The organism is Oscillibacter sp. GMB15532 (genome assembly GCF_041020825.1).
Classification (GTDB): Bacteria; Bacillota; Clostridia; order Oscillospirales; family Oscillospiraceae; genus Oscillibacter.
Genome location: NZ_JBEVTO010000004.1, coordinates 189,357 through 203,227, shown reverse-complemented (window position 1 = coordinate 203,227; position 13,871 = coordinate 189,357). Strand labels below are relative to the sequence as shown.

The 13,871-nt window shown below is 57.6% G+C and carries 13 protein-coding genes and 1 other annotated feature; of the genes, 4 read left to right on the top strand and 9 right to left on the bottom strand.

Annotated features, from left to right (window positions below; genetic code table 11):
* The first annotated feature begins 124 nt into the window (after positions 1 to 124).
* On the top strand, positions 125 to 781 hold the full coding sequence (locus ABVS15_RS06660; protein WP_369282959.1) for a Crp/Fnr family transcriptional regulator: 657 nt from the start codon (positions 125 to 127) through the stop codon (positions 779 to 781).
* 161 nt (positions 782 to 942) lie between these two features.
* Here the strand turns inward: ABVS15_RS06660 and ABVS15_RS06655 are convergent, their stop codons facing one another.
* The 7 genes from ABVS15_RS06655 to ABVS15_RS06625 form a co-directional block, all read right to left on the bottom strand.
* Positions 943 to 1,233 (bottom strand): TipAS antibiotic-recognition domain-containing protein, encoded by a 291-nt coding sequence (locus tag ABVS15_RS06655; RefSeq protein ID WP_369282958.1) that lies wholly within the window; start codon positions 1,231 to 1,233, stop codon positions 943 to 945.
* A gap of 12 nt (positions 1,234 to 1,245) precedes the next feature.
* Positions 1,246 to 2,019 (bottom strand): ABC transporter ATP-binding protein, encoded by a 774-nt coding sequence (locus ABVS15_RS06650; protein ID WP_369282957.1) that lies wholly within the window; start codon positions 2,017 to 2,019, stop codon positions 1,246 to 1,248.
* A complete protein-coding gene (locus tag ABVS15_RS06645; RefSeq protein WP_369282956.1) occupies positions 2,012 to 2,896 on the bottom strand; it encodes an ABC transporter permease in 885 nt (294 codons plus the stop codon). The genes ABVS15_RS06650 and ABVS15_RS06645 overlap by 8 nt, the downstream gene beginning before the upstream one ends.
* 108 nt (positions 2,897 to 3,004) lie before the next feature.
* Positions 3,005 to 4,009, bottom strand: coding sequence for an ABC transporter substrate-binding protein (locus ABVS15_RS06640; RefSeq protein ID WP_369282955.1), 1,005 nt, complete (start codon positions 4,007 to 4,009; stop codon positions 3,005 to 3,007).
* A 151-nt stretch (positions 4,010 to 4,160) separates the two neighbouring features.
* Positions 4,161 to 4,405: a binding site (T-box leader), on the bottom strand.
* A 159-nt stretch (positions 4,406 to 4,564) separates the two neighbouring features.
* On the bottom strand, positions 4,565 to 5,359 hold the full coding sequence (locus ABVS15_RS06635; RefSeq protein WP_369282954.1) for an ABC transporter ATP-binding protein: 795 nt from the start codon (positions 5,357 to 5,359) through the stop codon (positions 4,565 to 4,567).
* Positions 5,352 to 6,326, bottom strand: coding sequence for an ABC transporter permease (locus tag ABVS15_RS06630; protein ID WP_369282953.1), 975 nt, complete (start codon positions 6,324 to 6,326; stop codon positions 5,352 to 5,354). Before ABVS15_RS06630 ends, ABVS15_RS06635 begins: the two co-directional genes overlap by 8 nt.
* A 138-nt stretch (positions 6,327 to 6,464) precedes the next feature.
* On the bottom strand, positions 6,465 to 7,469 hold the full coding sequence (locus ABVS15_RS06625; protein ID WP_369282952.1) for an ABC transporter substrate-binding protein: 1,005 nt from the start codon (positions 7,467 to 7,469) through the stop codon (positions 6,465 to 6,467).
* Between the two features lie 665 nt (positions 7,470 to 8,134).
* Between ABVS15_RS06625 and ABVS15_RS06620 the strand changes: the two genes are divergently transcribed.
* Positions 8,135 to 9,736 carry a CTP synthase gene (locus tag ABVS15_RS06620; protein WP_369282951.1) on the top strand — a complete coding sequence of 534 codons (1,602 nt, stop codon included), beginning with the start codon at positions 8,135 to 8,137 and terminating at the stop codon, positions 9,734 to 9,736.
* 62 nt (positions 9,737 to 9,798) lie between these two features.
* Positions 9,799 to 10,872 carry a M24 family metallopeptidase gene (locus ABVS15_RS06615; RefSeq protein WP_369282950.1) on the top strand — a complete coding sequence of 358 codons (1,074 nt, stop codon included), beginning with the start codon at positions 9,799 to 9,801 and terminating at the stop codon, positions 10,870 to 10,872.
* Between the two features lie 110 nt (positions 10,873 to 10,982).
* Here ABVS15_RS06615 and pta read toward each other — a convergent pair whose 3' ends face one another.
* Positions 10,983 to 11,966 carry a phosphate acetyltransferase gene (gene pta / locus ABVS15_RS06610; protein WP_369282949.1) on the bottom strand — a complete coding sequence of 328 codons (984 nt, stop codon included), beginning with the start codon at positions 11,964 to 11,966 and terminating at the stop codon, positions 10,983 to 10,985.
* A 286-nt stretch (positions 11,967 to 12,252) separates the two neighbouring features.
* Here pta and ABVS15_RS06605 point away from each other — a divergent pair, with 286 nt between their 5' ends.
* Positions 12,253 to 12,414, top strand: a complete 162-nt coding sequence (locus tag ABVS15_RS06605; RefSeq protein ID WP_369282948.1) for a hypothetical protein — start codon at positions 12,253 to 12,255, stop codon at positions 12,412 to 12,414.
* Positions 12,415 to 12,472: 58 nt separating this feature from the next.
* Here ABVS15_RS06605 and ABVS15_RS06600 read toward each other — a convergent pair whose 3' ends face one another.
* The gene (locus ABVS15_RS06600) at positions 12,473 to 13,363 is read right to left on the bottom strand and encodes a GGDEF domain-containing protein (RefSeq protein ID WP_369282947.1); all 891 of its coding nucleotides are present in this window, start codon (positions 13,361 to 13,363) and stop codon (positions 12,473 to 12,475) included.
* Positions 13,364 to 13,871: the final 508 nt, after the last annotated feature.

Below are 13,871 nucleotides of genomic sequence, written 5' to 3'. Positions count from 1 at the left end.
CACCGTCAGCGGTGGATGTCTACCGGGTTAAAAAATTGACAGGCGAAAAATAACGGGTATAATCATAGTAATATCTAAAACAGGGGCCTTAAAGAAAGGCCGCCTTGACGGGAGGCGTTGGCGCATGGAGCTGGAGGAATATTTCCCGGTTTGGAAAGATTTAAGCGAGATGCAGCGGTCGCTGCTGGCAGGCGCAGCGGTGCGGCGCTTTGCGCCCAAGGGGACGCTTTTGCACGCCGGTGCCGCGGACTGCGTGGGGCTGATGATCGTGCGTTCCGGGCAGCTTCGGGCGTTTATTCTCTCCGACGAGGGGAAGGAAATCACCATTTACCGCCTGTTTGAGCGGGACATGTGCCTGTTTTCCGCCTCCTGCATCATGAAAAACATTCAATTCGACATTGCCGTGGAAACAGAGAAGGACACGGAGCTGTGGATCATTCCCTCGGACGTCTACAAGCGGCTTTCCGACAGCTCCCTTGCCGTGGCGAATTACACCAACCAGCTGATGGCCGCCCGATTTTCTGAGGTGATGTGGCTGGTGGAGCAGATTATGTGGAAGAGCTTTGACAAGCGCCTTGCTGAATTTCTGCTGACGGAAAGCACGCTGGACGGCGGCAATGTGCTGCGCATCACCCACGACAAAATTGCGGCCCATCTGGGCACGGCCCGGGAGGTAGTCACCCGGATGCTGCGCTATTTCCAGTCGGAGGGCATGGTAGCCCTCTCCCGGGGCGCGGTGGAGCTGACGGACCGGGACCGACTTCAGGCGCTGGCGGACTGAAAGAGCACGTTAAAAATTTCTGCGGTTGATTATGCCCCAAAATTGCGTCCTGGCATAATGTAAGAGGCTGAGGAATTCACTTCCTCAGCCCCTTATTTTGCATCGCCCGCAGGCGCTTGGTCTGTTTCAAAAAAGTCGTAGGGCAGGTTTCTTGACAGCGTTTACTCGCCCAGATATTTCATAATTGCCTCGCCCATATAATGGGCGGTGCCGGTGCCATAGCTGTCCAGCGTCTCTGCAAAACGGTCGTCCGCGCCGTACAGCTGCCCCATGTTCCGCAGCTTTTCCCGGTCGCAGCCGCCGTGGTAGGCGGCCATGTGGGCCTGCCATTTCTCCACCAGCGCCCGGGCCTCCGGGCAGCCGGGGTCATTTTCCGGGGCCAGATTTGCAAACGCCTGCGCCAGCCGGTCCGTTCCCGCCTGCTCGCCGCTGGCGCCGATATAGTCTGCCATCGCGTGTCCTCCTCAGCTTCCGCACTGGGCGGAAATTTTATTGAAAAATGTCAGGAGCTCCTCCATGGAGGTCTGCTCCTTCTCCGCTCCCGCCCGGTCCAGCACTGCCTGCCCCCGGTCCATCATCAGCAGCCGGTCGCCGTATTCCACGGCGTAGCGCAGGTTGTGGGTCACCATCATGGCGGTGAGCCGCTTCTCCCGCACGATTTTGTCCGTGAGAAGCATAATCACCTCGGCGGTTTTGGGGTCCAGTGCCGCCGTGTGCTCATCCAGAATCAAAAACCGCAGGGGCGTCATGGTAGCCATCAGCAGGGCCACCGCCTGCCGCTGTCCGCCGGAGAGGGACCCCATTTTCACGTTCAGCTTATCCTCCAGCCCCAGGCCCAGCCCCTCCAGCTCGGCGCGGTACCGGTCGATACGCCTTTTGTTTACGCCCCGGCCAAAGCCAAAGGACTTTCCCTTGTTGTCCGCAAGAGACAGGTTTTCCAGCATGGTCAGATTGGGGCACGTCCCCATGGACGGATTCTGGTACACCCGGCCCATGGTGGCATAGCGCTGAAAATCCTTCTTTCTAAGAATGCTCTCGCCCCCCACCAGCACGTCCCCGCTCTCCACGGCAATGGACCCGCAGATGATGTTCAGCAGAGACGTTTTTCCGGAGCCGTTGCTGCCCACGATGGACACAAACTGCCCGTCCGCTACGGAGAGGGAGAATTTGTCGAACAGGCATTGCTCCATCACGGAGCCGGGGTTGTAGATTTTCGTAACTTCCCGCACCTCAAGCATGGATGATCTCCTCTCCCTTCCGGCCCGAAGCCACCAGCACCAGCAAAAACAGCACGGCGGTGATCAGCTTCATCATATTGGGGGGCAGGCCCAGGCTCAGCGCCAGAGCGATGCACAGCTTATAGAGGATGCTGCCCACAATGACGGCGGTGGTCCCCTTCACAAAGCTGAGACGGTGGAACAGGGCCACCCCGATAATCACCGAAGCAAGGCCAAACACCACCTGCCCGGTACCCATAGTTGCGGAGAAGCTGCGGGTTTCGTGGCACACCAGCGCGCCGCCCAGAGCAACCAAAGCATTTGACAGCACCAGCCCCTGAAGCTTCACATTGCCCCGGTCCTTGGCAAGGGAGGTGACGAGTGCCGCGTTGTCCCCCACTGCCCGGAGAAGCAATCCCGCCTTGGTGGCAAAAAACGCGTCCATCAAAAACTTCACCAAAAGAACGACCACAAGCGCCACAATCAGCTTACGGTGTGTCAGGCTCAGTCCGCCCAGCAGCGCCATGGTGGGTCCTGCGGTAAAGATGGTGTCCACGCTACGCTCCACCGTCAGGTTGGAGCCTGCAATCTGCAAGTTGATGGAAAACAGGGCCGTCATGGTGATAATGCCCGCCAAAAGATCGCGGACATGCAGCTTCACATGGATGAAGCCGGTAAACAGCCCCGCCAGCGCCCCCACCGCAAGCGCCGCCAACAGCGTCAGGTACGGGTTAACGCCCCGGGTCAGCAGTACGGCGGTGACCGCCGCCCCCAGAGGAAAGCTGCCGTCCACGCTCAGATCGGGGAAGTCCAGAATGGAATAGGTGATGTACACACCGAATGAAATCAGCGCATAAATCAATCCTTGTATCAGGGTGCCCACAATCAGGTCGGTCATGCACGGGCCCTCCTTTTCAAGCATGTTCAAGTTGAGAATCAAACGCGCCGCGCGGTACTCCGCCGTTTTCGCGGCAGAGTACCGGCGCGGGGCTTTACGAATTAAAAATCAGGCCGCTGTGTCAACCTCCACCGCGCTTTGGGCGATGTCAGCGGGAAGGGTGATGCCCATGCCGTCCAGCGCGTCGGAATTAACATAGGTGCTGTAAGATGCAATGGTTTCAAAGGGGATATCGGCGCAGGCGGCCTCGCCCCGGATGACCTTGGCGGCCATGGCGCCGGTCTGGCGGCCCAACTGAACATAATCGATTCCGGCAGAGGCAACACAGCCCAGCTTCACCTGCTCGATCTCAGAGCCGTACACGGGCACGCCCGCCTCGTTGGTTTTTTCCAGAATGGCGGCCAGCACGCCCACCACGTTGTTGTCGGTGAGGTTGGAAAAGCAGTCCACCTTGCGGGAGAGCAGGGTGTCCGCGGCCTGCGGCACCTCCGCCTGCGCGGTGACGCCCACGGCGTCGATGGTGAAGCCGTAATCCCCGGCCTTGGCCTCATACTCGGCGACGGCGGACACGGAATTTGGCTCGCTGGTGGTGTACAGAATGCCGATCGTCTTGGCATCGGGCTGCAAAGCCCGGATGAGCTGAAGCTGGGCGTCCACCGGCAGCGCATCGGAGGTGCCGGTGACGTTGCCGGAGGCAAGGCCCGCGGCGGCAGGGTCAGTGACAGCCACAAAAACCACGGGGATATCCTTCTCCTCGGCGGCGGCGTAGCAGGCCATGGCGGAGGGTGTTGCCACGCCCACCATCATATCCACGTTGTCGGCGGAAAACTTTCCGGCAATCTGTGTGTTCACGTTGTCGTCGAATCCGCCGTTCTGATAGTCCACGGTGTAGTCCACATTCTCCACAAGGCCCGCCTCGGTCAGGCCCTCAAGGAAGCCCTCCCGGCAGTTATCCAGAGAGCCGTGCTGCCCGTATTGCAGCAGGCCGATTTTATAAGGCTCCTTGGCCGGAGCAGAAGATCCGGCTGCGGAGGAAGAAGCGCCGCGGTTGCCGCAGGCGGCAAGGCTCAGGGTCATGGCGGCAGCAAGGGCAAATGTCAAAAACTTTTTCATCGTTCATTTCTCCAATCTGTTTTATAAAAATTCAAGACGTGTGCAAAGGCTTTCCGGGGACGGTTTTCAAGCTGCGCCATCGGCGCCATCGTTTTTCACGCATACGGTTCCCTCCCTCGTAATATAACAAAAAAAGCCCTGCCCCAATCTTTATTGGGACAAGACTTTCATCCTGCGGTACCACCCAAGTTGGCGCAAAGCGCCCGCTCGTTTCACGTACTTGACATACGCGCCGTGTGGATAACGGGTACGGGTCCCGTCGGTCGCTACTCGCTATTCGCTTTCGCTCCGCCCTCGGCAGTCCATTCGGCTGGGGTTCCCTGCCGCGATCCCACCATCCGCGGCTCTCTGAAAGGGCTGGCCCTCTGGCTTACTTCTCTGCCTCACAGGTTTTTGATTGATTGTTTTGCATTATATGCGGGTCTTCTTCGTTTGTCAATCGTCATTTTTTACAAAGCCGGGACCGCCGCGGACCCACGCCCTATAAAACACAACTTTCCCGCTCCTCTTTTCTCCGGGCGGGGCAGACCTGCCCCGCCCGGAGAATCAACCGCATCAGGAGAGCAACACCTGATCCGACTCTTCCTGCACCCCGGCCACCTCTGCAAACTTTTGCAGCAGGTCCGCCTTGGTAAGCTTTTTCTTTTCTTCGCCGGAGATGTCCAGAATAATGCGCCCCGCGTTCATCATGATGAGCCGATTTCCGTGTCGGATGGCGTCCTGCATGTTGTGGGTAATCATCAGGGCCGTCAGCCCGTTTTCCCGCACGATGCGGTCGGACAGCTCCAGCACCTTTGCTGCCGTGGCGGGGTCCAGCGCCGCCGTATGTTCGTCCAGCAGCAGGAGCTTCGGCTTTTGCAGGGCAGCCATCAGCAGCGTCAGCGCCTGACGCTGGCCACCGGAGAGCAGGCTTACCCTCACGGTCATCCGGTCCTCCAGCCCAAGGCCAAGAATTTTCAGCCGCTGGCGGTAAAAGGCCCGCTCCTTTTTTGTCACGCCCCACTTAAGGCCCCGCCTTTGCCCCCGGCGATAGGCAAGAGCCAGATTTTCCTCAATCTGCATATTGGGGGCCGTGCCCATCATGGGGTCCTGAAATACCCGACCGATGAAGGGCGCCCGGCGAAATTCGGGAAGTCCGGTCACGTCCGTCCCGTCAATGAGGATGCTCCCCTCGTCCACGGGCCAGACGCCCGCCACCGCGTTGAGCATGGTGGACTTTCCCGCGCCGTTGCCGCCGATAACCGTGACAAAATCTCCCTCGCCAAGGTGGAGGTCAAGCCCCTGAAGGGCCTTCTTTTCGTTGATGGTTCCGGGGTTAAAGGTCTTGGAGATATGGTTGATGTCAAGCATGTTCGCTTCCCCCCTTCTCAGCGGCTCTGCCCCGGCGGCCCGCCAGTTTGAAAGAGCTTTTGGCCTGCGCCTGCAAATAAGGCACCGCCAAAAACACTGCCACGATAATGGCCGTGAACAGCTTCAGGTCGTTGGAATTCAGCTTCAGCCACAAAATCAGGGTCATCACCGCATAGTACAGCACGCCGCCCGCGATGATAAAGCCCAGCCTCACCCCGAAATTCGTTCCTTTGCGGAAAATCGCAGCGCAAACCACCTCGCCGATGATCACGGCGGCAAGACCGATGACGATGGCGCCCCGGCCCATATTCACGTCCGCAAAGCCCTGATACTGGGTCATCAGGCCACCAGCCAGCGCCACCAGCCCGTTGGACAGGCCAAGGCCCAGTACCTTCATGGAGTCGATATTGATGCCGAGGGCGCGGCTCATGGCGGGGTTGGAGCCGGTGGCACGGACGGCGCTGCCCTGCTCCGTGCCAAAGTACCAGTATAGCACCGCCACAAGCACTGCGGCGATAACCAGTCCCGTCAAAATTGCGGCAGGCACATGGCGGGAGGTAATAAAAACAGGGAATTTGTCGGGATTGACGGACTTGTTAGCCGCCATCCCCATAATGTGCAGATTGATGGAGTACAATGCGAACTGGGTCAGGATTCCTGCCAGAATCGCCGGAATGCCAAACCGCGTGTGGAGCAACCCGGTGCAAAGCCCGGCCAGCATCCCGGCGAGAATCGCAGCCAGCACCCCCGCCCAGGCAGGCCAGCCCCCCAGAATCAGCATGGCCGTCACCGCGCCGCCGGTGGTAAAGGAGCCGTCCACCGTCAAATCGGCGATGTCCAGCAGACGAAAGGTAATGTAAACGCCCAGCGCCATCACGCCCCAGACAATTCCCTGCGCCACGCCGCCGGGCAGGCTTTTCAGCAAATTGACCGGGTCCAGCGAGGCAAAATATGCCGCGAGTTCCATGGTTTTCTCCTCTTTTCAGTTATTTTCCTCGGCAGCAGGGGAATGGGGCGTCGACACCCCATTCCTCCGCTGTCGATTCCCCGCCCGGGGGCAAAGGCCCTTGCCCCGGGCGGAAAAATCGGCAGATACAGGACTTTTTTAGCCCTCGATGGCGGTATACCCGTCGGGGATGGTGATGCCCAGCGCCGCCGCGCGGTCCGCGTCGTACTTCTTCACAGGGCTGGGATAGTACTCGATGGGCATGGAGGCGATATCGCTCTCGCCCGTGAGAATCTTCACGGCCATCTCGCCGGTGGTGCGGCCCAGCTCATAGTAGTCGATGGAGAGCGTGGCGATGCCGCAGCCCTTGCAGATACCCTCTTCGCCGGCGATAATGGGCACGCCCGCGGGCTGGGCCACGTTGTTGATGGCCTCGGTGCAGCTTGCGGCGGTGTTGTCGGTGGGGATGTAAAGCACGTCGCTCTCGTTGCAGGCGGTGGTGGTGACGGCGGCCACGTCGTTGGAGTCCGCAAAGGTATAAGTATTCACAGTGAGGCCAGCCTTCTCCAGCTCGGTCTTCACCACCTCGGCCTGATAGACGGAGTTGGGCTCACCGGAGCAATACAGGATGCCGACGGTTTTGGCACCCGGCACCAGCTCGGTGACCATGGCGGCCTGCTGATCCAGCGGGGGCAGGTCGGAGGTGCCTGAGATGTTGCCGCCCACGGTACCGTTAAAATTGTCGATGCTCAGGGCCACACCGTACTCAGTGACGGAGGTCCCCAGAATGGGAATCTCGCTGGTGGCAGAAGCCGCCGCCTGAAGGGCGGGGGTTGCGTTTGCCATAATCAGGTCCACGTTGGAGGAAACCATCTGGGTAGCCATGGTAGAGCAGGTGGCGGAGTCGTTGGCGGCGTTCTGCACGTCAATCGTAACCTGATCGCCCAGCTTCTCCTTCAAAACGTCCTGAAAGCCCTGGGTGGCGGCGTCCAGCGCGGGGTGCTGCACCAACTGAATCACGCCCACCTGATAAACCTTTTCGCCGCCGGAGGCAGCGGCTGAGCCGGATGCAGCGCCGGAAGCGGCGGGAGCGGTCTGGCCGCAGGCGGCAAGACCCAGCGCCATGGCGCTGGCCAGCGCAAGGGAGAACAGCTTCTTTTTCATGCGAAATACTTCCTTTCATCTCAAAACAAATCGGTTTGAAGTCCGAATCAGACCCCAAAGCTATAAAAAACGGCCCCGTCCAAAGGACGGAGCCGCCTTCCATACAAAAAAAGCAAAACTCAGTCTTTCAGGCGTCTTCCCACTTTAAAGCAGGGTAATAACGGCCCGCAAAGCGGACCTTGGTAAAGTAGCGGAGGGAGACGCAGGCAATCCTATTTCTGTTCATGGGGTGGCGCTCCTTCCTGCCGTCTATCGGCCTGGCATTCTAAATTTCTTTTACAGTATATAGCTTTAAACAGCTAAATTCAATTGTCATTTTATATAAAATAGGTTCGATATTTTTTTCTCATTTTTACGAATTCAAAAAAAAACCGGGGAATTTCCGCTCCTCGTTGACAAGTGGGCCGGAATGCGATATAAGTATAACGTATTTTTTTACAGTGTGCCCCGGTGGGCGGAGCGCCGCGCTCCGCCATCTCGGAGCAGCGATCCGCGGCGGGAAGACGCGTGTGGACCCGCCCTGAAAATCAAAGACCGCAGACCGTGGATTGCGCTGAAGCCCTTGTAAACCGGGGCCCCTTCACCGCAAGCTATCCACGGTATTTTTATTTTTTAGGCGGGAAGACGGGAAAACGGAACAATCGGAAAGGAACAGGTGAACGGCTATGGCGACAAAATTTGTATTTGTGACCGGCGGTGTGGTGTCGGGCCTTGGGAAGGGCATCTGCGCCGCGTCCCTGGGTCGGCTTTTGAAGCAGAGGGGCGTGCGCGTGCGAAACCAAAAATTCGACCCTTATATCAATGTGGACCCCGGCACCATGAGCCCCTATCAGCACGGCGAGGTCTTCGTCACCGATGATGGGGCAGAGACGGATTTGGACCTGGGCCACTACGAACGATTCGTAGACGAGACGCTGACGGGGAACGCCTCTGTCTCCTCCGGGAAAATCTACTGGTCCGTTTTAAACCGTGAGCGCCGGGGAGACTATCTGGGTGCCACGGTGCAGATCATCCCCCACATCACCGACGAAATCAAGACCCGCATTTACGCCATGGCCGACGAGGAAGTGGATGTGGTCATCTGCGAAATCGGCGGCACCGTGGGTGACATTGAATCCCAGCCCTTTCTGGAGGCCATCCGTCAAGTGGCCGCGGAGCAGCCGCAGGGCAGCGTGGTGTTCATCCATGTGCCCCTCATTGTCCAGATTCCCGGCAGCGGCGAGCTGAAAAGCAAGCCCACCCAGCACTCCGTCAAGGAGCTTTTGTCCCTCGGGATTCAGCCGGACATTCTGGTGTGCCGGTGTGATACACCCATCAACGACGAAATGCGCCGGAAAATTGCCCTGTTTTGCAACGTAAGCCCCGACTGCGTGATTCAAAACGCCACGGCACAGACGCTGTACGAGGTCCCCCTGCTGCTTCAGAAGGAGGGGCTGGACGAGGCGGTGTGCCGCCGGCTTGGGCTGATTACGCCCCAGCCCGACCTGCGGGAGTGGGCCGCCATGGTTCGGCGGGAAAAGGCCGCCAAGCAGCGGGTGGAAATTGCGCTGGTGGGGAAATATACCCAGCTTCACGACGCATATCTCTCCGTTGTGGAGTCTTTGAACCACGCAGGCATTGCAAACAGCGCCGTGGTGGATATCCGCTGGATTGACTCCGAGGAGGTAACGGAGGAAAATGCGCGGGAAATTCTCGCGGGCTGCGCGGGCATTCTTGTTCCCGGCGGCTTTGGCGACCGGGGGATTGAGGGGATGATTGCCGCCGTGCGGTACGCCCGGGAGAACGCCGTGCCCTTCTTCGGCATCTGCCTTGGAATGCAGATGGCCGTCATTGAATTTGCCCGGCACGTTCTGGGGAAGGCCGACGCAAACTCCTCCGAGTTTTCCGATACCACAGCCTATCCCGTCATCGCGCTGATGCCCGATCAGGTGAACGTGACAGAAAAGGGCGGCACCATGCGCCTTGGAAAATACCCCTGTGTGCTGACGGACGGCACCCGCAGCCGGACGCTCTACGGCGCGGGAGAGATTTCGGAGCGCCACCGGCACCGGTACGAGTTCAACAACGCCTGCCGCGCGGATCTGGAAGCTCTGGGCATGAAGCTGGCAGGCCTGTCCCCCGACGGCAGGCTGGTGGAAATTGTGGAGCTTCCCGAGCATCCCTGGTTTGTGGGCGCCCAGTTCCATCCGGAATTTAAGAGCCGGCCCGACCGGCCCCATCCCCTGTTTTACGGCTTTGTACAGGCTGCCGTGGAACAGAAGGGCTAACCAACCGCCCATTCTCAGGCGGAACAAATACGCTGCCCGCAGGCATGAAAGGAAGGGTTTTTATGAATCATTTCAGCCGGATTGCACAGGCACTGGAGGCCCGGGGTCTGGACGCCATGCTGCTCACCGGAGAGGCCAACCGGTTTTACGCCTCGGGCTTCCGCTCCTCTGGAACGGACGGGGCGGCTCTTGTGACCAAAGGCAAAACCTACTATTTTACCGATGCGCGCTATACCGAGGCGGCTGCGCGGGTTGTAGAGCATGCCGAAATCCGGGAGGTGCGGCCTGGCCGGAGCTACACAGCCCTGATCAACGAGGCCCTTGCAGAGCAGAGCGCGAACATCGTCGGCTTTGAAGACGCGTATATGACGGTGGCGGACTATGAGGGATACCGGAAGGCCCTTCACTGCGAGCTGACTCCTGCGGCGGACCTGCTTTTTGACCTGCGTAGGGTGAAAGACGACGAGGAGCAATCGGCGCTGATCTCCGCCCAGCGCATTGCCGAGCGGGCGCTGGAGGATATTCTGAAAGAAATCCGCCCCGGCAAAACGGAGAAGGAAATTGCCGCCCGGCTCCAATACCTCATGCTGCACTATGGTGCGGAGGACATGTCCTTTAACCCCATCGTGGTGTCCGGCCCCAACGGGAGCCTGCCCCACGGGGTCCCCAGTCTCCGGGAAATTCAAACCGGCGAATTTGTCACCATGGACTTTGGCTGTATTTTCCATGGTTACTGTTCCGACATGACCCGCACTGTGGCGGTGGGGTCTGTGTCGGAGGAGATGCGCCGGGTGTACGAAACCGTGCTGGCGGCCCAGAGGGCGGGAATTGCCGCCGCAGCGGCGGGCGTAACGGGAAGGGCCGTGGACGGCGCGGCGCGGCAGGTCATTGAAGACGCGGGCTACGGTGACTATTTCAGCCACAGCTTCGGCCATGGCGTGGGGGTGGAGATTCACGAGTCTCCCAACGCCTCCGCCCGGAATGAGGAGCCTTTACCCGCCGGGGCGGTCATCTCCGCGGAGCCGGGAATCTACCTGCCGGGACGACTGGGTGTGCGCATCGAAGACGTGATTATTTTGAAGGACGGCGGCTGCACGGACATCACCCACGCACCCAAGGAGCTGCTTGTCCTGTAACGGCTTTTTCCCTTTCAGGCACTACGCCGCAGCTTTTTTGAGAATGTGACGTAAAAAAACACGGACGCCAAAGGCGTCCGTGTTTTCTATTGATCAGAGCAGGTTCAGGTTTATTCGCACTCCACAAGGCCCGCGGTAATAATGGCCATAGAGTAGACCTCCTGGGCATTGCAGCCCCGAGATAGGTCGTTGATAGGCGCATTCAGGCCCTGAAGAATGGGGCCGTAGGCCTCAAAAGAGCCCAAACGCTGCGCAATCTTATAGCCGATGTTGCCGGCGTTGATGTCGGGGAAAATAAAGGTGTTGGCATGGCCGGCCACCGGGGAGCCGGGGCACTTGGTGTGGGCCACGTGGGGAGAAACAGCCGCGTCAAACTGCATCTCGCCGTCCATGGCAAGCTCGGGCGCGGCGGCATGGGCCTTGAGATAGGCGCCCCGCATCCGGTCCACATCCTCGCCCTTGCCGGAGCCCAGGGTGGAGTAGCTCAAAAACGCAATCTTGGGATCAATGCCAAACTTCTGGGCAGTGGCTGCGGTTTCCAGCGCAATTTCCACCAGCTCGTCCTCGGTGGGCTTAATGTTGATGGCGCAGTCGCCCATAGCCAGCACCTCGCGGTCGCCGGTGGCAGAGGGACGAACCAGAATGAAGCAGGAGGAGACAATCTTGCTGCCCGGCTTGGTCTTGATAATCTGCAGCGCAGGGCGGACCGTGTCGGCGGTGGAATAGGTTGCGCCGCCAAGCAGCGCGTCCGCATAACCCATCTTCACCAGCATGGTGCCGAAATAGTTGGGCTGCTTGAGCAGCTTGCGGCACTGATCCTCGTCCATCTTCCCCTTGCGCAGCTCCATCAGCAGCGCCACCATCTTCTCCATGTCGGCAAAGTCCGCGGGGTTGATGATCTCGGCGCCGCGGATATTAAAGCCGATGTCCTCAGCCACGGTGGAAATCTCCTCCGGAACGCCCACCAGCACGGGGGTGAGGAACGTTCCGGACAGCAGACGGGCGGAAGCCTCCAGCACACGGGGGTCCGTGCCTTCGGTGAAGACAATCTTGCGGGGATTTGTTTTCAACTTTTTGATTAAAAATTCAAACATGCATTTTTCCTCCAATAAATTACCGAAACAGCGATTTTCACGGTACTTTTACATTACTTCTCATTATACACAACTCAAAAAGCCGGTCAACCAAAAATTTTGAAAAATCGAAAAAAAGACGACGAAAAATTTCGGTTGCTTGCGTATTTTTTCGTGAACTCTGAATGATTCCCCACCGCAAACCCACACAGGTCACATCGCGCCGTATCAAGCAACCGTTTTTCCGAGGCTTTCGGGCAGACTATTTCCGCGTAAGTCTCACCTGAATGGAAAGGGAGCGGTTTCTATGAAAAAGCGGCAACATCGCGCAAAGACCAATCAAACGCCCATGGAGCAGGCCCGGGCCATGACGGATTTCTCTTCCCAGCAAACCGACCCTCAAGGGAGCTACACCGGCCGTCCGGCGGACCCCCTCGACCCTCCGGTGCAGGACGCGGACGACCTGTAAGGTTCGGTTGTCCTCTATCTAAGGCATAAGCCGCCCCGCCAAAAGGCGGGGCGGCTTTTTATATCTGATGGGATCTCTTACTGGCCCTTTTTGCCTCATACATTTTTTTATCCGCCAATCGAATTAGTTCCTCCGCCGTAAGCGGCGTCTCCGACATAGACTGTATTCCAAAAGAGGCTGTGATTTTCACGGTTTCGTTTTCTACGGGAATTTTAATCGCGTCGATGTCTTTTCTGATTCTCTCCACCGTGTTAAGCGCCCCGGCTTCGTCCGCGTTGTTCAGGCAAACGACAAACTCGTCTCCGCCATATCTGGCAACCCAGTCTGTCTCCGCGCGTGTGCAGTCCTTCATGGCGTTGGCCACCTGCTGCAACGTAAAATCCCCCATGTCGTGGCCATAGGTGTCATTGATTACTTTCAGATTGTCAACATCAATGAAAATGACGGACAAGGGCTGACGCGCCAAGGTCGCTTTCACGATATCCACAGGCAGTCTGTCCTCCACAAAGCGACGGTTATATACGGCAGTCAGATGATCCATCACCACCATATTGTTGATATCGTGTATAATGTGGCGCATCATTTGCCCTTCATGGTACGTTCCGGTGCCAATCATCATGCTGTCCGTGGCATTTTTTAATAATTCAAGTGTGATTGCACCCTCGTCCGATTCTATGGGAATCGCCGTGACCAACATAATTTTGTCAGGCTTTTGCTCAAGCTTCATAAAGCTTTTGTTTTCGTTATAGGCGCGAACAGAAATGCAATTATCGCAGATTTTCCCATTCTTCCAATAATCGTAGCAGATTTGTTCCGTCTCTTTTACCAGGTTGGTTTGGTATTCCAAAACCCTTTTGTGAACGGGATCAACCAGCCGCACCGCATCATACATTTTGCTGAAAAAAATAAGATCGTGCTCAAGTGCACGGAGGGTAATCTTCTCAGGCATAACGTCTACTCCTACTAACATTACTTATCAAGTGAATTTGGTATATATGATGCAGCGGCACACAGCAGCGCTGCGGTATATTTTCCGATTTGAAAATGGCGGCTTTGCCATCGTTATGCCACAGGCGCACAGCGCCGCTTTGGTGTGCTTTCTGATTGGGTAAATGACCGCTTCGCACTCATTGTACCACAGCAGCGCAGGGGCGTTATGGTACATATTTTAAATTAAGTATAATTGCTGGTTTGCAGCTATTATACCATGATTTTGTTGAAACTACAACCGCCAGAAATCCCTAAGTATTGCCGCTTTTTCAATCTGGCGCTTACATATAGGCACCGAGAATTATAGTGCGCCTGTGGCAAACAAGCAACTCCCTTTATTCTTAAAAATGGCCCTTTATAATAGTCCCCAAAAAATCCCTGCCGAATTACCGGCAGGGATTTCGTCAACTTTTCGGACAATTAGGATGTCCCTGTTTCTCTCGGCGCAGGGCATTTTCCGACGCTCA